The 21,416-nt window shown below is 42.2% G+C and carries 13 protein-coding genes; 4 read left to right on the top strand and 9 right to left on the bottom strand.

What is annotated here, in order from left to right; translation table 11 throughout:
* Positions 1–253: 253 nt before the first annotated feature.
* The gene (locus F0226_RS10375) at positions 254–1,456 is read left to right on the top strand and encodes a tetratricopeptide repeat protein (RefSeq protein WP_171735565.1); all 1,203 of its coding nucleotides are present in this window, start codon (positions 254–256) and stop codon (positions 1,454–1,456) included.
* A 234-nt stretch (positions 1,457–1,690) separates the two neighbouring features.
* On the opposite strand, the gene sstT is transcribed toward F0226_RS10375, so the two are convergent.
* From sstT to malT, 9 genes are all read right to left on the bottom strand, one after another.
* Entirely contained in the window at positions 1,691–2,908 is a 1,218-nt protein-coding gene (gene sstT / locus F0226_RS10370; protein WP_171735564.1) for a serine/threonine transporter SstT, read from the bottom strand.
* Positions 2,909–3,349: 441 nt separating this feature from the next.
* The gene (locus F0226_RS10365) at positions 3,350–4,417 is read right to left on the bottom strand and encodes a DUF1254 domain-containing protein (RefSeq protein ID WP_171735563.1); all 1,068 of its coding nucleotides are present in this window, start codon (positions 4,415–4,417) and stop codon (positions 3,350–3,352) included.
* A gap of 174 nt (positions 4,418–4,591) precedes the next feature.
* The gene (locus F0226_RS10360; protein WP_171735562.1) at positions 4,592–5,551 is read right to left on the bottom strand and encodes a LysR family transcriptional regulator; all 960 of its coding nucleotides are present in this window, start codon (positions 5,549–5,551) and stop codon (positions 4,592–4,594) included.
* A gap of 303 nt (positions 5,552–5,854) precedes the next feature.
* A complete protein-coding gene (gene rsgA / locus F0226_RS10355) occupies positions 5,855–6,916 on the bottom strand; it encodes a ribosome small subunit-dependent GTPase A (protein ID WP_171735561.1) in 1,062 nt (353 codons plus the stop codon).
* Between the two features lie 412 nt (positions 6,917–7,328).
* On the bottom strand, positions 7,329–7,787 hold the full coding sequence (locus F0226_RS10350; RefSeq protein WP_171735560.1) for a copper chaperone PCu(A)C: 459 nt from the start codon (positions 7,785–7,787) through the stop codon (positions 7,329–7,331).
* Between the two features lie 127 nt (positions 7,788–7,914).
* Positions 7,915–8,514, bottom strand: coding sequence for an SCO family protein (locus F0226_RS10345; protein ID WP_171735559.1), 600 nt, complete (start codon positions 8,512–8,514; stop codon positions 7,915–7,917).
* Positions 8,511–8,951: a hypothetical protein gene (locus F0226_RS10340; RefSeq protein ID WP_171735558.1), complete on the bottom strand. Its 441-nt coding sequence runs from the start codon at positions 8,949–8,951 to the stop codon at positions 8,511–8,513. Before F0226_RS10340 ends, F0226_RS10345 begins: the two co-directional genes overlap by 4 nt.
* A gap of 255 nt (positions 8,952–9,206) precedes the next feature.
* Positions 9,207–10,130, bottom strand: a complete 924-nt coding sequence (locus F0226_RS10335) for a DUF368 domain-containing protein (RefSeq protein ID WP_171735557.1) — start codon at positions 10,128–10,130, stop codon at positions 9,207–9,209.
* A gap of 699 nt (positions 10,131–10,829) precedes the next feature.
* On the bottom strand, positions 10,830–13,550 hold the full coding sequence (malT, locus tag F0226_RS10330) for an HTH-type transcriptional regulator MalT (protein ID WP_171735556.1): 2,721 nt from the start codon (positions 13,548–13,550) through the stop codon (positions 10,830–10,832).
* 593 nt (positions 13,551–14,143) lie between these two features.
* Between malT and F0226_RS10325 the strand changes: the two genes are divergently transcribed.
* The 3 genes from F0226_RS10325 (at position 14,144) to glgB (ending at position 21,233) form a co-directional block, all read left to right on the top strand.
* Positions 14,144–16,597 carry a glycogen/starch/alpha-glucan phosphorylase gene (locus F0226_RS10325; protein ID WP_171735555.1) on the top strand — a complete coding sequence of 818 codons (2,454 nt, stop codon included), beginning with the start codon at positions 14,144–14,146 and terminating at the stop codon, positions 16,595–16,597.
* Positions 16,598–16,697: 100 nt separating this feature from the next.
* Positions 16,698–18,878: a 4-alpha-glucanotransferase gene (gene malQ, locus F0226_RS10320; RefSeq protein WP_171735554.1), complete on the top strand. Its 2,181-nt coding sequence runs from the start codon at positions 16,698–16,700 to the stop codon at positions 18,876–18,878.
* A gap of 174 nt (positions 18,879–19,052) precedes the next feature.
* Positions 19,053–21,233 (top strand): 1,4-alpha-glucan branching protein GlgB, encoded by a 2,181-nt coding sequence (gene glgB / locus F0226_RS10315; RefSeq protein WP_171735553.1) that lies wholly within the window; start codon positions 19,053–19,055, stop codon positions 21,231–21,233.
* The last annotated feature ends 183 nt before the right edge of the window (positions 21,234–21,416 follow it).

The raw sequence follows: 21,416 nt of genomic DNA, 5'->3' as shown, positions 1-21,416 counted from the left end.
ACTTACCATTTGAAAAGATATGATTGAAGATCACAACGGTCAATTCCAAATGAAATCTCACGAACTAATGGCTGTATAGTGGAATTATCATCAACAGTTGCTTACTTCTGTCAGTTTCTTCTGAAATATGTTTATTAATTCATGCGTCCTCTTCAGGTTTTCCACGAATAGCCGCTAAAATAGATATCATCTAAAGCTGATTGTATTTTCCACTTCGGTATCTGAAATCAGCTTACCAACATTAAGAATTTTTATGAGTACTATGGGAATCGCAATTGGTGCGACAGCTCTATCACTTCTGCTTGTGTTTATCTGGCTCATGTCGCTGTCTTTAAGAAAGCAGCGTGTTGAGGAAGAAAGAAAAGCGCGTGAAGTGGCTTACCGAAAAGCGATTGAAAAAGCACGAAAACAAGAGAAACAAGAACGTCTTTTTAAAGCTGAAACGGGTCATCTTCCATCCATTCTATTTCTAGCGAAAGAAGCAGAAAGAACGAATTTGAAAGAGGCTTTATATTGGTACGAAAAAGCCGCCCAGCTGGATGACATGAATGGCATGTATGGCATTGTGCGTATCAGCATGCGTAAAAGAGAAGACCTGATTCTTAAAGAGCAAGCGAACTTTTGGCAGCTAGCGATTGCTGGTTTAGAAGGGGATTTGAATGCCAAGTTTGAAATGGGTAAAGCTCTGATTTTCGGAAGAGGGACAACCAAGAATATTCCTAAAGGTTACTCATTAATTGAAGAGTCAGCATCAGCAGGAAACCCGGAAGCTATGATTTTTATGGGGGATTGGAATGTTGATAAAACGAACCCAGACGCCTCTGCTGAAGCTTCTGTCAAGTGGTATAAAGGCGCTGCAGATAAAGGGAAAATCGAAGGAAACCTTAAGCTGGGTGCCAGTTATTTGAATGGTGTAGGTGTGCCGAAGAACCATGGAATTGCATGTTACTGGTTGGAAAGTGCCGCTGAAAAAAGCCACCCTGAAGCGATGTGCCGTGCGGGTGAAGCATGGAGAGATCAAGGCGAACACGGAAATGCGATCTCTTATATTTGGCTATTTATGGCTGCTCACTTTGGTTATGAGCCCGCAAGACCTGTTAGAGATATCGTAGGGTCTAATTTAGGGGTCGATTCTGTTGTAGGTTTGCAGTCCTTAGCTAAACCACTTATCGCAAAGCTAACCCAAAAATCAGTAACTAAGCATTCCATTATTCGAGCGTTAAATAAGTTGTACAAGCGCGGTGTGCCCATTCCCAAAAAAGTCGTTGAAGTAGAAGAAGATTCAGACGATAAGCAGCAAGAGGCAAGCCCGATACAAGAAAGTAGCCAACCTAATAGTGAAGTGCAACAAGATCTAGAAGGTCGTGAGCAGGCTGTCGCTTCTGTAGCTGTAGAGCCTACGATACCTACTGCGGCACTGGACTTTTCTCAGCCGCTTAAGCCGCCCAAGCCTTAAATTGATAGCTTTAAATTACTAATTGTTAAACCGCTTATTTTTAAAATATCGAGCTTTAAACCACTTGGTTCAAACTGCGCGGCTTAAAGCCCTTTAGTTCGGATATCGCTTATCTAAAGTAGTTGTCACGGATATATAGAGCCAACAGAATACAAATAAAAAGAAACGGGGAAGCATTAGCTTCCCCGTTTTTTGTTTGAACCAGTCAAATGAACTTAGTCTTTCCCGAATGTATTACTGTGCTTTTTGTTGCTCAGCTTTACAAACGGCAGCAGTGAATACAACGTCTGTTGAGCTGTTCAATGCTGTTTCAGCAGAATCTTGAATCACACCAATAATGAAACCAACCGCAACAACCTGCATTGCCACATCATTAGAAATACCAAAAAGACCACACGCCAGTGGAATAAGCAGTAATGAACCGCCAGCTACGCCAGAAGCACCACATGCAGAAACTGCAGCAACAAGGCTAAGTAAGATTGCTGTGAAGATATCAATCTCAATGCCCATCGTGTTAACAGCTGCTAGCGTTAATACGGTGATCGTAATTGCAGCACCAGCCATGTTGATGGTTGCACCTAGCGGGATAGAAACTGAGTAAGTGTCTTCATCAAGTTCAAGCTTCTTACATAAGTTCATGTTTACTGGAATATTAGCTGCACTTGAACGAGTAAAGAATGCTGTCACACCCGACTCACGAATACATTGCAGTACAAGTGGGTAAGGGTTTTGCTTGGTTTTTACGAATACGATTAGTGGGTTAACTACAAGAGCAATAATAAGCATTGAGCTTAAAAGTACTGCCAGAAGTTGACCATAGCTTGCTAGAGCATCAAAGCCTGTTGTTGCGAACGTTGCAGAAACAAGACCGAAGATACCAAAAGGAGCAAGGCGAATGATAAATCGAACAATGTGAGAAACACTGTTACTTAAATCTTCAAATACAGCTTTCGTTGTTGATGAAGCGTGATGAAGCGCAAGACCAAGACCAACAGCCCAAGCCAGAATGCCGATGTAGTTAGCATTCATTAACGCGCTTACTGGGTTATCAACAAGTTTGAATAGTAATGTGTTGAGTACTTCAGCAATACCTTGAGGAGGGTTTGCACCTTCAGCGCCAGCAACCAGTGTCAAGGTGGTTGGGAACATGAAGCTTAATACCACAGCGGTTAGAGCCGCTGAAAACGTACCAAAAAGGTAAAGTACGATGATTGGTCGCATATGGGTATGCTGACCTTTCTTCTGGTTTGCAATAGAAGCAGCAACAAGAATGAATACCAAAATTGGGGCTACTGCTTTTAATGCACCTACAAACAGGCTACCAAGTAGGCCTGCGTCTTGGGCTGCTGATGGTGACACCATTGCTAGAATGACACCAAAAACAATACCCGCAAGGATCTGGAGAACTAAGTTTCCACGAGCAATGCGAGCTACGATGTTGTTATTTTGCATAAAATACCTGCAATTATTTAGTTGTTATAGTTTGTCGTGTTTTATAAAAGCACGATCATTTCGTCTATTCATTAGCCGAATAGTCGTTATGGTAACTACATAATATTTTGTGTCTAGGAATAGTTTGTTTTTAGAGTAATTGTTTGCTCTACGTGCTTAATATAAGTTCTAATGTTGATTATATGTTACAGGTTGGGGTGAAATACTGCTGTGAACTTCAGTTTATATGCATAAAATTTCGACATTTGTGCTTGGAATATCTATTCGTAATGTGAATGGAAAAGGCGGATTGAAATGGTTTGCAGTGATTAGAGCTGTTTTGATGGTATCAGGAAGATTTTTTTGTTTAGAGCTCAAATAAAACTCACCTCCATAATTTAGAGGTGAGTGATTGTCCTTGCTTAGTTGCTTAGTTGCTTAGCTTCTTAGCGATAGATAAAATTAATTTACAGCTTCAACTGTAGGTAATACTCGAAAGCCATCCACTTGAACTAATTTGCTTGGTTGATAGTGACGAACCCCTAAGTTGAAAACGCCAGAATCGTTATTTGTTTCAATATTATTGGGTGCGTCAGACCCACAGCCAAAGCTTAATGTGAAACTACCATCGTCATTAGGAACTGCTGTATTTGAACTCAAATTTGCTAAGTCGTTAAACATAAAACCAGCCTTGTCATAAACGGTGATTGACCAGAATGCTTTATTCTTTGGATCTTGGAATGTCGCTTGATGACAAATATTTGTTGGGTAATCTCCCGATATTTCATAAATATTGTCCTGTACCTGCGCACCGCCCCATCCAATTGCAGCCCCAACTTCATATTTTTCTTGAGTGAACAATTTATTAGATGAATCCCCAGGAGCCGTAAACATTCCGGTTAGAGCATTGCTGCCATCTCGCTTGAAAATAGCGGGCATTTTAGTTTTTAGTTCAGTTTCAACTTCCTTAAAAGAGGCTTCGTTCACCGGTTCTGCCGTGAAAGCTTGATCGCTGTTGGCGGTTATCTTCATTTGATCTTGAAGTTTTGCTGCTTCTTCTTGCGTAAAGGTTGAATCTAGGCGAATGACTAAATATAGATGGGTCCCAGTGTGAGTTGAAAGTTCGAATGAACCTGAACCATAACTCATGGGCTGAATTCGGTGATCTTCCGTGACTGGCTGAACTGAAATGTACTTTCCTTCCGGCACTTCAGGCATGGTGACGGTTGCACCTTTAGACACATCTACAACTGCCATTGAATAGTAAGTATCACGATTCATTCTTACTACTGGTTGCTTGTCAGTTGGGGTGAGCGTGCGTTTATGTAGAAAGTGATTCACGCCCACCAAATCTTGATTTTTAAGCATTTGGTGCGAGGTTTCGGCTGTTGGGTATTCTGCCGTTGTTATGCTTTTCCCTTGTTCTGAGAAAAAGGAGTCAAGAGACTCTGCTGGTTCCGCAAAAGCAGAGCAGCTACCAAATGTGGTTAAGGCAATAATAAGTGCTTTCGCTGTAGTGGTCGTTTTCATGATCATTTCCTCAGTGGAATATCGTGATATTGGGTAAGTGGTTTTACTATAGACAATATCTAATATGACGAATAATGAAGAAAATGGATGACTGATATACCACTGACGCATATCAATTTACCTAAACCTAAACCTAAACCTAAACCTAAACCTAAATATCATTTACTTATGTACTTAGACGTTAATAGGCGAAACTGAAATTTTATCTTTAATGGATTCAACAATAAGAGATTTCAACCATGTGTGAGGAGTGCTAGAAAGCGTTCGCCTGTGCTCTATCAGATAAATGTGGACCTTATAAGGCTCTTCATCAAAGTGCTTTATTGGACTTAATCGAACATCAAAACCTTTACTTTGAACTAAAGCGTGACTGGCTATTATCAGGCGATTTGTATTTTCGATTGAATCCGTTAACGTTGAAAGTTGTCCTGATTTAAGGGCTATATTTCTAGTCTTACCGCGCTTTGCTAATTCGATATCTAGCGGGTTTAGGTATTCATGGTTAGAGCGAATGTCCAAGGATAAATCGACGAAAGGGTACTGGAGACAATCATCTAATGTAATGTCTTGCTGGCTCAGCAGAGGGTGGTCGGCTGCACCATATATAACAGGGTAAGATGAGCCAATTTTTTCTGAATGATATTCTCCATTAGCTGGTGGTTTTTCTACGTGTATAGAAAAATCTACCTGACCTTCTTTAAGTAATAGTATTGGGTCATAAGAGGAGGGGTACTCTTCAATAGTGACTTTTGGTGAAGCGTTATAGACGGCTTTTGCTAACGGCGCTGTCAGTAGCTGGCTCATCAGTGGTGGTATGGATAAACGGAATGTTTTTTCGCAAAGTTCAGGGTTGAAGCTAGTGCTATTAATTAAGTTGTCGATAGAGAAAAGTATGGCGTCAAGTCTGGGCTCTAGTTCTAGTGCTTTAGTTGTGGGTTGCAGCCCATTAGATTGTCGGTAAAACAGAGGGTCGTTAAATAAGTCTCTTAATCGACCTAATATCCGGCTCATTGCTGGTTGGGAGAGGTACAGCTTTTCTGCTGCTTTAGAAACATTCTTTTCTTTGATTAATACACTAAGTGATACAAGAAGGTTGAGATCCAGTCGAGACAGTTCTTGTTCAAGAGTCTTCATAGCTACATTTAATTCCATTTATCATTAATAGCATATTACACAGTAGCATATCTCTCGGTAGGTATTATTAGTTTGAGTTGTAGTTTGTAACCAGCTAGTGATTTATGAATGATAAGCCGTAAGCCGTAAGCCGTAAGCCGTAAGTCGATGGAGGCGGGTAGAGGTTATAAGAAAGGCAGCAATAAAAAGTGAGGCAATAAAAACGCCCCTTAAAATTAAGAGGCGTTTCATGGTGTTACCTAAGGTTGGCTGAGTAAGTCGAACAAGCATCCAGTCCAGGTTCTAGTTCGATTCCACGGCTAATTAGTTACCTTGTTTTATATTTCGGCTTTCCGATTGCACGTTTCGGTACATTTTAGAAAGCTGCTTATAGTGTGAACGCTGCTCGGCTAGCGTTGCACCATTTCGAGCTTGTTCTCTTAGTAGCTTCTGGTAATTTTTAAAGCGCCTTTCTGTTAGGTTGCCACTTTCAATTGCCGCTATGATTTTACATCCCGGCTCTGTTTCGTGGTGGCAATCTGAGAAGCGACAGCGCAGAGCGAGTTCTTCGATATCAGAAAAGGTTTCACTTACCCCGTCAGCACAGTCGGCTAATTGAAGCTCACGCATTCCTGGAGTATCCAGAAGCAAGCCACCACTGCTCAAAGAGTGAAGTGAGCGAGATGTCGTAGTATGACGACCTTTACTGTCGTCTTCTCGAATCCCCCCTGTTTCTTGTTCTTCACTGCCTATCAATGAGTTAACTAATGTGGATTTCCCAACACCCGATGAACCCATAAGTGCGACGGTTTTACCTACTTTGCAAAAATGTGCCAAAACTTGAGTAGAGTCGATATCTAAACTGTTCACTGACTCCACCATTAGCATTGGGTCGAGTTGTTGAACTTGCATAATTTTGTCTTCAACATCGTCACATAAGTCTTTTTTGGTTAGAACAATAACCGGTTCGACTTGGGCTTCATTGGCAAGTGCTAAGTAGCGTTCAATTCTGCTTAAGTTAAAGTCATTGTTGAGTGAAACCACGATAAAAACCGTGTCAATGTTAGCGGAAATATACTGCTCAGATACTTTGCTGCCCGCTGCTTTTCGGCTAAACAGAGATTGCCTTTCAAGCAAGCGGTCAAACTCTTGTTCGAGCGTTAAGATCACCCAGTCACCGACAGTCATGGCTGGTTGGCTATGGTGAATGGGTAAGGTTATTTCACCTTGCTCACTCGCCAACGTGTAGCCGCTTCTATGATGAGCAATAACACGAGCAATGATAGATTGGTCGTAGTCTTCAAGTGTCAGTTGCTGCTGGAATACAGGTTGCCATCCAAGTTGTTGAAGTGTCATTGGATGAGAAAATGCAGTTTGTGAATTCATTATTTGTTTACCCTAGACGTGCGAACCGTATCAGAACTGTACTTATTCGTTGAGCTATTTAGCTTAAGAAACAGTTATAGGCTCGAGACGTCATAAAAACGTTTGAGTTAGGGTCAAATGGAATTGATGTAGACCCCGGTAATTAATTACACGGGTAAAGGTAGTGGGGGTAATAACTCAAATTTAGCTATTGGCTAGTGTTGAAACTGGCTAGCTGTGAAATTGAGTAATTAAATTGGTAGGAAATTAGTTGTCTTTAGGTGTTTCTACCAAGTTATACGCGCGATACTTTTACAGTCGTGTTTAGGTTCGTCATTACAATCATCTTGTGTCCTCTATTGGGTTAAATACGCGCTAAGCGTAACAGAAAACGGCGAGTGGTAAAAGTACTCGCCGTTTGTTTTAAAGAAGCTTAATGATGAGAATGGTCCATCTTCTTCATGCCGCTCATGACTTTTTTCACAGGCACTTGCAGCGTTTGATTTTCACCGTTTGCAAAGGTAAGGGTCATTTCAATTTCTTGCCCTTCTTCTAAGCGCTTTTCTAGATTAAATAACATGATGTGCAAGCTACCCGGCTTCAATACGGCGTGACCGTTTGCTGGTATCGCAATGCTTTGCACCTGGCGCATTTTCATCACATCGCCATCTTTAATCACATCATGAAGCTCGACTTTTCCTGCTGCAGGAGTTGAAGCAGAAATAAGTGTGCGTTCACTATCGCCATGGTTCATAAGCGTGGTGAAAACAGCACTTGTCACTGATGATGGTGGCATTGCGCGAGCGTATAAGTCGTGCGCCATGATATCAGATTTAGCTTGAGCAAAAGGAGTGAGGAGCAACCCCGCAAGGGCGAGAGCTTTTAACTTCATGTTATTGTCCTTAATGGTTTTATTATAGTGTTATTGCGCTTTTAGTTTTGAGCACTTTAATTGTTGTTTGGACCTTTTTATTTGGTCCATTATTTGTTTCATTCTTAATCTAGCCGTATAACTAAAACTAGTTAACCGTAAGCTCTTTTATCGCATTTACGATAGGCGCAGGGGTTAAAGTGTGAGGCACTTTAGTAATTAATGTCCCATCTGGCTTAAGAAAGTAGAAATAAGAACTGTGATCTAAAGTGTATTCAAGCTCAGAGCCTTCAAGTTCTGTTTTACGGAAAATGACCCCATAGTTATGAGCCAAAGACGTTGTTGCTTCTAATGAACCAGACAGACCTTCAATCATAGGGTGAAAATATTGTGCGTATTGAGAAGATGCGTCCGCAGCATCACGCTCAGGATCTAAAGAAATGAACATAGGGCGTAGTTTGGCTTTATCTTCATCGGTAATTTGATTGAGTGCCCCTGCCAGCATGGCTAGTGATGTTGGGCATACGTCTGGGCAACGTGTGAAACCAAAGTAGACAACTCGAACACGTGGGTCAGCCTCGTCAAATATTGTAGCTGGCTGACCGTCTTTTCCATATAGAGTGGTTTCAGAAAGCTGCTGTGCTTTTTCTTGTTTAGCCTGGGTTGTCGCTTGCTCGTCTAAATAAACTTTCACGCCGAACCCTAAAACAAACGCTACGATTAGCGCTAAAGACCAATTTTTACTCATCTTGCCATCCTTATTGCAGGGTGAATCGTTGTTGTGCCGTCGGTTAACTCTCCAACCCAAGTCATTTTTTCAAGTGTGCATACGGGTAGAATAATTTCGCCTTCATACTCATCTCCGCCTACCGATTGTAATTGATAGAGGGCGGTGCCCATTTCCATTTCAAGCCCTTTTAGCGACAACAACAATGTGTCTTGTTTTGCATTAGGCCAAGTAACTCTAATTGTCGAAGGGATAAGTGGCTGGGCTGTATTTTTATCAAGTGACATTGAAATGGATTCTTGTTTGCATGTGTCTGCTGATAGCATGCAATAGTCCGCGAGATCGATATTTTCCATATCTGAGCCGAGTGATTCTTGAATCTTGTCTAGGGCTTGAGGTCCATAAAAACCAGCGGTAAGTGCAGTGATTACCGCAACAACTTTAAATGCAGAATGCATCAGACATTTCCATTTCATTCTATAAAGTCGCGATGTTATCACAACAGCCAATACGTATTTGTATCAAAAGGAAATTATGTGCAGGTGTTAGTATTTTACACAGAGTTTATTCAGCTTAATTTATCTAATGTTAGAACACATTTCCCTTAGTGAATAAAAATGCCGCCCATCATTAGAAGGGCGGCATTTGATTGAAATATGAAGTGAAGTCGTAATGCTTATGCGCTAGAAGCTAGAAGCTAGAAACGACTGTTATTACTTTTCATTTCCGTGACTTGCAAACTTCTCAAGACCCAATACAAAAGCAATAGCAGCTAGCATCATAACAACTGCTAGCACTAATTGAGATGGCTGAGATGTGATAGTTTCAAACTCAAATGGGGACAGGTTTTCTTGAATTAAAGGAACTTGCTCGCCTTTTGAGTTAGTACGCCAGCTGATGGTTTCTTTCCAAGGCCAGATTTTTGGAAGTGTTCCAATCATTAAACCGGTTAAGAAAATCAACGTGAAATCTCTGAACGAGCGCAATAGCCAAGACAGTACGTGCGAAAAGGTTAATAGACCAATCACACAACCGCCAAGGAATAACGCCAACACGTCAATTTGGAAGCCTTTAACAGCGGCGAGTACCGGAGTATACATACCAATAAGAAGTAAGATAAAACTGCCAGAGATTCCCGGCAAGATCATCGCACAAATAGCAATTCCGCCTGCGATTAAAATGTTGATGCTAGTCGGTTCCATCTGCAGAGGCTTCAGTATGGTAATACTGTAAGCGAATGCGACCCCTAACAATAGAAACACAAAACGCAAAGCGTCTCTTTTTTCGACCTGTTTAAGAATATGGTAAATAGAGACTAGAATCAGTCCAAAGAAAAATGACCACAGTGGGATAGGGTGAGTAACCAGTAGCCATGAAATTAATTTAGCTAATGTCGCTATGCTGGTAAAAATGCCACCGAACAATGAAATTAAGAAAAAGCCGTTGATGTGGTTAAATGCGGCTTTAAAACCTTCACGCTTCCATATGCCGAATAGGCTTGGGTTGATGCGTCTAATACTTTCAAGAAGAGTATCGTAAATCCCAGTAATAAAGGCGATGGTACCGCCAGATACGCCAGGCACAACATCTGCTGCGCCCATAGCCATACCTTTAAAAAAAGTGCTTAAGTAATTCATTGCTACGTAAAGTTGATGAGAATTGCCCGCAGTATACAAAGAATAGTGTAGAAAAAATATCAATTATAGATGTGCAACTCGATGTTGTGTGCGATCACGCTCGACAGTTCATAAAACTAATAAAATAGGGATTTGCCTACCCTTTGATAGCAACAGTATTCATATCTATTTTGCATGCATATGCAAAGTGCAATTGCATAATGCAAATCCACATTGGAAATTAGGAGTTTTTTGCGACAATTTACTCAAAATAGCCTGATTTAAAGTTGGCATGCTATCTGCATTATATAAATTGACCCTTCTTAAGCCGAGGGTCACCTAGCCAACTGACGTTGTTAGTGAACCAATTTGTTCACAATATATATAGAGCCAATCGCGCTTATTGCGATTGGCTATTTTTTTATCTGTCGTTTGCGCTGCTCACCTTTCTATGGCACTGGATTAAGGCTTGAATGACAAAGCCACATATCATTCTGACTCAACACTCAACACTCAACACTCAACACTCAACTAAGTCTAAACTGCACATCTATCTATCTATCTATCTATTGCGTCAATTATATTACTCGGCTCACTTTTCTTTGTTGTATGCAGAAACTTATTATGCAAAAAAGCCACCCCAAAATCGTTTTGGGATGGCTTTATGTAATTTGTAGCAAGAGTGCTACTTATCAGCTGAGTCAGTCGTGAATGTAGAGTTTAGTATCCCATCAGTTGTAATAAGTTCTCTGCAGTACTGATCGCTTCTTTTCGATTCGCAATATTCAGCTTTTGGTAAAGGTTACGAATGTGCGTCTTAATCGTTGTACCAGCGACATCGAGTTCTTGGGCAATTTGTTCATTACTGAATCCAGAATAAATCAACCCAAGCACTTGCCATTCACGCTGAGTCAGTGGGCTTGTACGCACAAGTTCAGGAATATTAGGGTGGTTAACCAAGTTCTCAACAAAATCTTCATCAAAGTGAATGGATCGGCTGCGCTGTGTTGTCGAAATATCTTTCATGATTTGTTGCGCGCGGTGGCGCTCTAAATCACCAAGACCTGGTTTACTGCTTAATTTATCAAGGATGTGACCAATCGTACTGCCGTCTACTAGGAAATTACCCACCATGCCGGTTTGATTCGTCATGTGCAGTGCTTCTTCTAGCAAGGTACGAGCATGTTCTTCATTTTTCGTTTGGATATGATAAACCGCTTCAACAATCAGGTTTCGGTTGGTGTCCGTGACTAACTGAGATTTAGCTGCTTCATTTTTTAGGAAATTCAAAGCGGTTTCTGCTTCTTCAAATTGATCTAAATAAATATGCGCTCTTACAATATTACGCCATTGAAGTTGGCAAAAGTGGTTGCTCGCGGTTTCAGGGCGCGCGGCTGCGTTTAGCCATTCTTGTATTGCTTCTTTATTGCCTTTGACCTGCCAGAATAAAATAAGTGACAAAGATGCATTGGCTGTCCAATCTACATGATAAGTAGACTGGCGCAGTAAGTGCTGGATTTGGTCAATGAACTTTGCTGCTTTATCAATTTCACCGCGGCTAAGGGAGATACGCGCTAGCATTGAATAGCTGTGAAGGTGCTTGCTTGGAGAATGATGCCCCAAAATATCTAACCCTTTATAACAGCACTCTTCTGATTCATCTAGACGGTTCCAACACCAAAATATCTGAGCGCGCACACGTAATAAAAACTCATGCAAAGGTACGTATTGAAGCTGATGTTCTTCAATCAGTTTAAAAGCTGAATCTTGTAATTCGAAAGCCGCTTGAACATACCCTTGAGCAATCAATATTTCGCTTTGTTGGAGAATCGCCCATAACGCTTGATGATAAACTTGATACTGGCGTGCCAGCTTTTCTGTTTGCTGCATCATAGGTAATGCACGACTTAAATTACCCATTACGTGATTGACTTCGCCTACCACTGATGTCGCTACAATGCGGCTGCGATAGACATTGGTATTGAGTTGGCTAAGTGCCAATTCTGCAAGCTCTAAAGCGTTTTCAGGATCGCTGCTGTTAATCGCGACTTGGGCTCGAAGTGCATTATATTGCCCTTGATATTGAGTATCTAACACAATATTACGTTCTTTATATTCCTTTTCGGCTTCTTCTAATAGTGTGCCTACTTGGTCATATCTATGTTGGCTTTGTGCTAGCCATGCTCTTAACATCGAAAGTTTTGGATTACCAAATAACTGATCTCGTGTCAGTTGTTTTACTGCCATCTCTAAAGACGAAAGCTCACCTTGGTTAAACATCTTCCAACCGGTGTCATTCAAGATCTCGACAATCAGATCACCGTCTTGGGCTCTTTGAGCATGTCGTAATGCTTGATGAGGCGTATTTTGTTTCAGCCACGCTTTTGCAGCAGAGCGATGAAGTTCTTCTTCTTGTTGAGGAATGCGAGCTTGGCGCTCATGAGCTAAAAATTCTGCGAATAAATTGTGGAAACGGTACCAGTTATGCTCGCCCTTATGTTCGCCTTCTAGAGGGTAGATGAATAGCCCATAACGGTTTAAAGACTCGATCATACCTAAAGCATCCTCACGTTCGGTGAGGGCACAGACGAGCTCATCATTAAAATGGTCAAGAACGGAACATTGCATTAGGAAATGTCGTGTCTCTTTATCCAGTAAATCAAAAACTTCTTCAGCGAGATAATCCCAAAGGTGTGCGTGGTTGAAGTGAGAAACCGATTCGGCTGCTTGAACTAAAGTTCGTTTTTGGTGCTGAGCCTGCAAAGCTATTAATTGTAGGGCAGAAGGCCAACCTTCAACATAGCTACATAAGCTACCGGCTGTGGAATCATCTATTCCATTCGCGACTCTCAAGTTAAAGAATCGCGTGGTCTCTTCTGTATCAAAGGCAAGCGATTCATTGCCAATTTCAATCATCAAGTCACGGACACGAAGGTTTGCAGTGCCCAAAGGTGGCGTGGCACGGCTTGTCGCCACTAGCGTTAGGTTGTCAGGCATGTGTTTCAAGAAGAAACGCATGGCTTCATGAATATCGTCATTGGCGATCAGGTGGTAGTCATCCAGTACTAAAAAGCACTCCTGATGGAAATTAGACATCTCTGAGAAGATTTCACTTAGTAAAGAGTGAAGGGATGAAAATTGTCTCTTTTCCGCCAGCTTTTGAGAGTTTGGACAAGCGTTTTGAGTGGCTTTATTTAACGACTGAAGTAGGTAGTTAATGAATCTAAAGGCATCATTGTCGCTGTCATCAATACTGTACCAACCCACGTTTGGTTTATCTGCTAACCATTGCGCCGCCATGGTCGTTTTTCCATAACCTGCTGGGGAGCGAAATAAGACGAGCTTATAAAATGGTGCTTGCTGTAATAGCTCCAATACTCGAGGTCTTACGATTGCATTATGTAAGCGTCCAGGGCGAGTCAGTTTTGATGGGATCCACATATAGAAGTCTAACCTTTTAAGGGGTTGGTATAAGTTGCATATAAACCTTGGTTACAAAATGCTTTGGTTGCAAGATGCCATGGTTCAACGGGTAGCAATACCAATTTCCGTTTGATTTATGGGGGCATGTTACGTGAAGCGGAATACAACAAACTATGATCGACTTCTTAAATCTTGCTCTTCTGCCTGTTTTTGGTCATCTACGCCCCTTTTTTGTGATTAGAATCACTTATTGGTTGGGTTTTTGATTGTGAAGTGGTTCTTGTCTGTACGAAAAATTATGCAATTTATGAAAGAGATTGAAAATATTTCGTGATCTGAACATCAAAATTGATAAGTGATTAGGTTTATGTAAACAGGAATATTTCTATTTGAGGTTAGGTTATCGAATAGAGGCTTGTGATCGTAGTCACTCGAAATTTTTATTATGCGTCAGATGATGAGATTCAGATCACTAAGTGATTACGGGTACGCCCTCTACTCCCTCTGATCTACTCCTTATAGGGTGTAGTTTCGGGATGATGTTTAGTTAATGGTGACCATGCACGATATGTCACAGATGAATTAGAACTATTAAAAGCGAGATTTCTGAAATGAAACCAACTCAGCAAAAAACTTTCGATAAAGTGTCGTTCCAAGAGAATGTTAAGAAACACCTTTCTGCAACCTACGCAACAACGGTTGAAACTGCGGATAGCCGCGCATGGTACCTAGCAATGGGGCGTGCGCTAGCAGAGCTTACAACGCTTGATCTTCTACAAACAGAAAATGACGAAAAAGTTAAAAACGCGAAAAGTGTTAACTACCTTTCACTAGAGTTTTTGATTGGTCGTCTAACAGGTAACAACCTGATCAGCATGGGTCTATACGAACAGATCACTCATGCAATGGAAGAGCTAGGTCAAAACCTAACTGACCTTCTAGAAGAAGAACGCGACCCATCACTAGGTAATGGTGGTCTTGGTCGTCTTGCTGCTTGTTTCATGGATTCTTGTGCCGCTCAAGAATACCCAACAGTAGGTTACGGTCTTCACTACGAATACGGTCTATTCAAACAGTCTTTCCAAGACGGTCGTCAACAAGAAGCACCTGACGCATGGCGCGGTGTTGAAGGTTACCCATGGGAAGTCGCTCGTCCAGAACTAGCACAACACATTGGTTTTTACGGTCATGTAGAAGTTGAATTCGTTGACGGTAAAGAAGTACGTACTTGGGTTCCAGGTATGGAAGTAAAAGCAATGCCTTGGGATCTACCAATCGTAGGTTACGAGTCAAACACGGTTTACCCACTGCGTCTTTGGGAATGTCAGGCAATTGCACCATTCTCACTAGCAAGCTTTAACAACGGTGACTACTTCGAAGCGCAACACTCGCTAATCGATGCAGGTAACATCACTAAAGTTCTTTACCCGAACGACAACCACGAGAAAGGTAAGACACTGCGTTTAATGCAGCAGTACTTCCACTCAGCAGCGTCTGTTCGCGATATTCTACGTCGCCACGAAGCTGCAGGTTTCTCTTTAGAAGATCTGCCTAAGCAAGAAACGATTCAGCTTAACGATACGCACCCAACGATCGCTATCCCTGAATTGATGCGCATCTTGATTGATGAGAAAGGTTTAACTTGGGACCAAGCTTGGGAAATCAGTGCTCATACGTTCGCATACACGAACCACACACTACTTCCTGAAGCGCTAGAGACTTGGTCTGAATCTTTAATCAGCCGTCTACTTCCTCGTCACATGGAAATCATCTTTGAAATCAACCACCGCTTCATGCAAGAAGTTCGTAAGATGTGGCCTGGTGACGGTGAGAAGCAAGCGAAGCTTTCTATCATCCAAGAAGGTTTCCACCGCATGGTTCGCATGGCAAACCTATGTGTGATTGGTTCTTACAAAGTAAACGGTGTAGCTGCGCTTCACTCTCAACTGGTTAAGAAAGACTTGTTCCCAGAGTTCAACGAGATCTTCCCAGGCAAGCTGACTAACGTAACGAATGGTATTACGCCACGTCGTTGGTTGAAGTTCTGTAACCCAGGTCTATCTAGCCTAATCACAGGCAAGATCGGTACTGAGTGGCCAGCAAAACTTGAGCAACTTGAAGGTATTGCTAAGTTTGCAACAGACGCGAAATTCCAAAAAGAATTCATGGCTGTTAAGAAAGAAAACAAACAGCGCCTTGCTGATTGGGTTTCTGAGAACATGGGTATCGAGCTAGATACTAACGCTATCTTCGACGTTCAAATTAAACGTCTACATGAATACAAGCGTCAGCACCTAGATTTGCTACACATTCTATCTCTATACCACCGTATTCTTAACGAACCTGGCTTCGAATGTGAGCCTCGCGTATGTTTCTTCGCAGCAAAAGCAGCACCGGGTTACCACCTAGCGAAAGAAATCATCTTCGCGGTTAACAAGATTGCAGAGAAGATCAACAACGATCCTCGCATCGGTAACAAGCTTAAAGTGGTATTTATGCCTGACTACCGTGTAAGCATGGCTGAGATTATCATTCCAGCAGCTGACGTTTCTCAGCAAATCTCACTAGCAGGTAAAGAAGCCTCTGGTACAGGTAACATGAAAATGGCTCTTAACGGCGCTCTAACTATCGGTACGATGGATGGTGCAAACGTTGAGATTCGTGAAGAAGTTGGCGATGAAAACATCTACATCTTCGGTCTAGACGTTGATGGTGTTGTTGCACTGAAAGCTCAGGGTTACAACCCATACGATTACTACAATGCAGACCCACTACTAAAAGCGTCTCTAGACTTACTGACTGGCGACGAGTTCAGCCCAGGTCAACCAGGTCTACTACGTGCAACATTTGATAGCCTACTAGACGGCGGTGACCCTTATCTATGTCTTGCAGACTTTGCATCTTATGTTCAAGCACATGAAGATATGGGCAAACAGTACAAAGACCAAGCTGGTTGGGCTAAGAAAGCCATTCTTAACACCGCATTGGTTGGTAAATTCACATCAGACCGCTCAATACGCGACTACGTGAACAACATTTGGAAACTTGAAGCCGTAAAACGCTAAGAGTTTGAACAACGCCAAGGCAGTCCACTGCCTTGGCCTTTTAATTGATAGAACCCCTACAGATTTAGAAGGCGTAAAAGCAGTGCCTTCGGAGAGAGCGATGAAAGATCAAAACGTATTAAAACAAGTCGCAGAAATGGCAAACATTGCAGATAGCTACGTTAGTGCATGGGGCGATGAAGCTAAAGTTTCAGATGAGACAATTACACACTTATTGGCTTCACTAGGCTACGACACAAGTAATGACGCTGCATTATTAAAGTCAGCAGAAAAGAAACATAAGAAAGACGTATTAGACCCAGTTCTTGTTTTGCGAGATGGTGAGCCCGTAGAAGTGGCGCTTAACCTAGGTGCAAGTGCCCGTGAAAGTGAGTTTAGCTGGCGCTTAGAAACCGAGCAGGGAGAGGTACTTGAAGGCTATCTTCAATCTCAAGTCGTTCGAGATGAGCGTGCAGAGGGTGGCCCTTTAGTGTTTGCATTGCCAAGTGATTTGGCGTGGGGTTACCACAAACTGATAGTGAGCCGTAAGCGTCGTAAAACACCTTATGAAATGGCACTTATCATCACACCGAAAGCATGTTTTAAACAAGATGCCATTGATGATGGTAAAAAGCTATGGGGACCGAGTGTTCAGCTTTATACATTGAGAACTCAGCATAACTGGGGTATCGGTGATTTTGGCGATCTGAAACAATTGGTCGCAGATATCTCATCTCGTGGTGGCGATTTTGTCGGCTTGAACCCGATTCATTCGTTATTTCCAGCGAATCCAGAAGGTGCGAGCCCATACAGCCCATCTTCACGTCGTTGGTTAAACATTCTTTACATTGATGTGAGTTCAGTACCTGAGTTCTCATTAAGTGCAGAAGCACAACAAACTGTTGGTAGCACTGAATTCCAACAACGTTTGCAAAAAGCTCGTGAATCACACTGGGTGAATTACACTGAAGTTTCTGATCTTAAGATGAGTATTCTTCCTTTGCTTTTCGCTGAATTCAAAAAGCGTCATTTAGATAAGAATAGTGATCGTGCACAAGAATTCTTAGCGTTTGCCGAAATAGGTGGTGATAGCTTAACTCAACAAGCTGCATTCGACGCACTGCATGCCGATCTTCATTCAGAAGACAGCGGAATGTGGGGTTGGCCTGTTTTCCCTGAGAAATACCGCACATTTGATAACCCAGCGACTCAGAAATTCATTAAAGACAATCAAGAGAAAGTACAACTTTACATGTACTTACAATGGATTGCTGACTGCCAAATTGATGATGCACAGCGTTTAGCTGAAGAGAAAGGCATGGCGGTTGGTTTGTACCGTGACTTAGCTGTAGGCGTCGCTGATTCAGGAAGTGAAACTTGGGCAGATGAAGGCAACTTAGTGATGGATGCGAGCATTGGTGCTCCACCAGATATTCTTGGTCCCCTTGGTCAAAACTGGGGTTTACCGCCGCTAAACCCAGAAGTACTTCAAGCGACAGGCTATGATGCATTTGTAAAACTGCTACAAGCGAACATGAAGCATTGTGGTGCTTTACGTATAGACCATGTTTTAGGTCTATTACGCTTATGGTGGATTCCACGTGGTGAAGATGCAACCAAAGGTGCATATGTTTACTACCCAGTACAAGACATGCTTTCCATTCTTGCGCTTGAATCACACCGTCATCAGTGTAGTGTGATTGGTGAAGATTTAGGTACTGTGCCAGATGAGATTGTCGACATTCTTGCAGATGCAGGTGTCCACTCTTACAAGGTATTCTTCTTCGAAACGTCTGAAGAAGATGGTGGTTTCATTTCACCTAAGCATTATGCTGATCAATCAATGTCTGCGTTATGTACGCATGATATGCCAACACTTCGTGGTTTCTGGCATTGTGATGACTTAAAAATGGGTGAAGAAATTGGTCTATATCCAGATGCTGCTCAACTAGAAACGTTATTTGATGATCGTTTAGAGTGTAAGCAAGGTATTTTAGATTCAGTCGCATGGCACGGGTTCTTACCTGAAGGTGTAGGGCGTGATGCAAGCCAAGTACCAATGGATGCTTACTTAGCAGAAGCGTTGCAGTTACATGTAGCTGCGGGTTCATCAACCTTGCTTAGTATTCAGCTAGAAGATTGGCTAGAAATGGACCAACCAGTGAATATTCCAGGTACTGTTGATGAGTATCCAAACTGGCGTCGTAAGTTATCGATGAATCTAGATGAAATATTTGCCCACGAAGGCGTGAACAGAGTGGCATCGCGACTCACAGAAGTTCGTAGCAAAGCTGGAGAATAACTGGATGGATGACCGAGAATGTAGTGCACTTTATTGCAGTCGAATACGAAACTACAACCTTGGTCACTCAATCACAGGCCTTCGTCAGGTAAACTAAATCGTCGTTATATTGCCCGCATAATTAGCGGGCATTTTTGTATAGTATTTTTTGATGTTTGGTTAGGGAGATAAGTTTTGGAAAAAAGCGTCATTTCAAAGCAAAAACAAATATATACCCAACTGTCACAGGCTTCATATGCTGACCCATTTTCATTTTTGGGGCCATACTTACCTGCAGCCGAAGGTGCGTTGCGTGTATGGATCCCTGGGGCAGATAAAGTAGAGCTGATTGTTGGAGATGAACCACGCGTAGAGTTAAAGCGAGAGAATGAAAGTGGATTTCTTCTTGGGCAAAAGCGTGATTTACGTTTCACACATTACCAACTTGCGATTAATTGGTCGGGTGTAGAACAGATTATTGATGACCCATATCAATACCATGGCTTATATGCAGGTTACGAAGAGCTGCATACTCCGAAAGAAATGTACAAGCACATGGGTTCACAATTTGTGACTCTAGAGCGTGATGGAAAGACAATTTCAGGTACTCGTTTTCTTGTGTACGCACCACACGCAACAGCAGCAAGTTTAGTGGGTGATTTTAACGAATGGGATGGTCGTCGCCACCCAATGCAACGTTTAGATTACGGTATTTGGGGGCTATTCATTCCAAACTTGGAAGAAGGTGCTCAGTACAAATTTGAATTGAAAGGACCAAATGGGGAAGGCTTACCTCATAAAATGGACCCTTGGGGTTTCTACTCTGAGCAATACCCTTCTTTCTCATCCATCACGTACGACCACAATCGTTACGAATGGCAAGATACCAAGTGGCAAAATCGTCCAATCACAGAGAAGCGTAAAGAAGCATTATCTTTTTACGAGCTTCATGCTGGATCTTGGAAGCGTAATGCGGAAGGTGAATTTTTAAATTACCGTGAATTAGCCGCTGAGCTAATCCCGTACCTGACTGATTTAGGGTACACACACGTTGAATTAATGCCAGTATCAGAGCATCCGTTTTATGGCTCTTGGGGTTATCAACCAATTGGTTTATTCGCTCCGACTAGCCGTTTTGGTTCTCCTGACGATTTTAAATACTTTGTTGATCAGTGCCACCAAGCTGGTTTAGGTGTCGTTCTTGACTGGGTTCCAGCGCACTTCCCTTCCGATGATCACGGTCTTGCAAACTTTGATGGAACACCACTGTTCCACGATCCTGATCCACGTCGAGGCTGGCACCAGGATTGGAATTCATACATTTACGATTTAGGTCGTGAGCATGTTCGTCGTTTCTTAGTTTCTAATGCTCTGTATTGGTTCGAACAATTCCATATTGATGGTATTCGAGTTGATGCTGTTGCTTCAATGCTTTACCTCGATTACTCGCGTAGCCATGACCAGTGGGTGCCAAATGTCGATGGTGGTAATGAAAACTACGACGCTATTGCAACGCTGAAATGGATGAATGAAGAAGTATACAAACACTTCCCAAATGCCATGACAATTGCTGAAGAATCTACTGCTTTCCCTGGTGTGTCTGCACCAACATTTATGGGTGGCTTAGGTTTTGGTTTTAAATGGAATATGGGGTGGATGCACGATAGTTTATCTTATATCCAAGAAGACCCGATTAACCGTAAGTATCACCACGACACTATTACTTTCCCACTCGTGTATGCACACAGCGAGAATTACGTATTGTCTCTTTCTCATGATGAAGTGGTTTACGGCAAAGGCTCTATCCATGACAAGATGCCAGGTGATGAGTGGCAGCAAACCGCGAATTTACGTGCTTACATGGGCTATATGTATGCTCAGCCAGGTAAGAAGCTGAACTTCATGGGGGCGGAATTCGGTCAAACGGCTGAATGGAATCATGATGATCAATTGCAATGGTTCTTGCTCGATTACGAACGCCACCAAGGTTTGCAAAACCTAACGAAAGGTCTGAACAACCTATACCGTTCAGAGCTAGCAATGCACGAACTGGATTCTGACCCTAAAGGGTTTGAATGGCGCCTGCAAGATTCAGCGGAAGCGAGTGTGTTAGCGCATGAGCGTATTAGTGAGTCGGGTGAGCGTGTATTGGTTGTTTCTAACTTTACACCCGTGCCTCATGAACGATTCCGTTTAGGCGTGCCTAGCTCTGGGCAGTATTCATTACTATTGAATACGGATGCGAAAGAGTTTGATGGTAGTGAATTCGAAGTGAAACAAACGGTCGTGATTGAAGAGATTCAAAGCGAAGGTTTAGACCAATCTATCGAGTTGAGATTGCCGCCATTATCGACCGTCTTCTATAAGCTTAACTAATGTTGAGCCTACTGATTTGATTAGTTTGTTTTAGCTAATTTGAATCTGTGGTTTGGTCAGCTTGTATGAATTAAGTTGATTCAATATAAATAAAAATACCGCTCTAAATTAGAGCGGTATTTTTTTGTTTTATGTTTCTGATTATTCGTTTAGCTAAGAGCGAGAAGCTCTCGTTAGTCGAAC

Origin of the sequence: Vibrio sp. 99-70-13A1 (assembly GCF_013114625.1) — a bacterium.
Classification (GTDB): Bacteria; Pseudomonadota; Gammaproteobacteria; order Enterobacterales; family Vibrionaceae; genus Vibrio.
The sequence above is the reverse complement of the archived record's forward strand: the minus strand, read 5'-3'. Positions and strand labels throughout refer to the sequence as shown.

Coding starts and splice junctions, on each gene's coding strand:
- F0226_RS10375 (WP_171735565.1), top strand. CDS start 254: ATGAGTACTATGGGAATCGCAATTGGTGCGACAGCTCTATCACTTCTG.
- sstT (WP_171735564.1), bottom strand. CDS start 2,908: ATGCAAAATAACAACATCGTAGCTCGCATTGCTCGTGGAAACTTAGTT.
- F0226_RS10365 (WP_171735563.1), bottom strand. CDS start 4,417: ATGAAAACGACCACTACAGCGAAAGCACTTATTATTGCCTTAACCACA.
- F0226_RS10360 (WP_171735562.1), bottom strand. CDS start 5,551: ATGAAGACTCTTGAACAAGAACTGTCTCGACTGGATCTCAACCTTCTT.
- rsgA (WP_171735561.1), bottom strand. CDS start 6,916: ATGAATTCACAAACTGCATTTTCTCATCCAATGACACTTCAACAACTT.
- F0226_RS10350 (WP_171735560.1), bottom strand. CDS start 7,787: ATGAAGTTAAAAGCTCTCGCCCTTGCGGGGTTGCTCCTCACTCCTTTT.
- F0226_RS10345 (WP_171735559.1), bottom strand. CDS start 8,514: ATGAGTAAAAATTGGTCTTTAGCGCTAATCGTAGCGTTTGTTTTAGGG.
- F0226_RS10340 (WP_171735558.1), bottom strand. CDS start 8,951: ATGCATTCTGCATTTAAAGTTGTTGCGGTAATCACTGCACTTACCGCT.
- F0226_RS10335 (WP_171735557.1), bottom strand. CDS start 10,130: ATGAATTACTTAAGCACTTTTTTTAAAGGTATGGCTATGGGCGCAGCA.
- malT (WP_171735556.1), bottom strand. CDS start 13,550: ATGTGGATCCCATCAAAACTGACTCGCCCTGGACGCTTACATAATGCA.
- F0226_RS10325 (WP_171735555.1), top strand. CDS start 14,144: ATGAAACCAACTCAGCAAAAAACTTTCGATAAAGTGTCGTTCCAAGAG.
- malQ (WP_171735554.1), top strand. CDS start 16,698: ATGAAAGATCAAAACGTATTAAAACAAGTCGCAGAAATGGCAAACATT.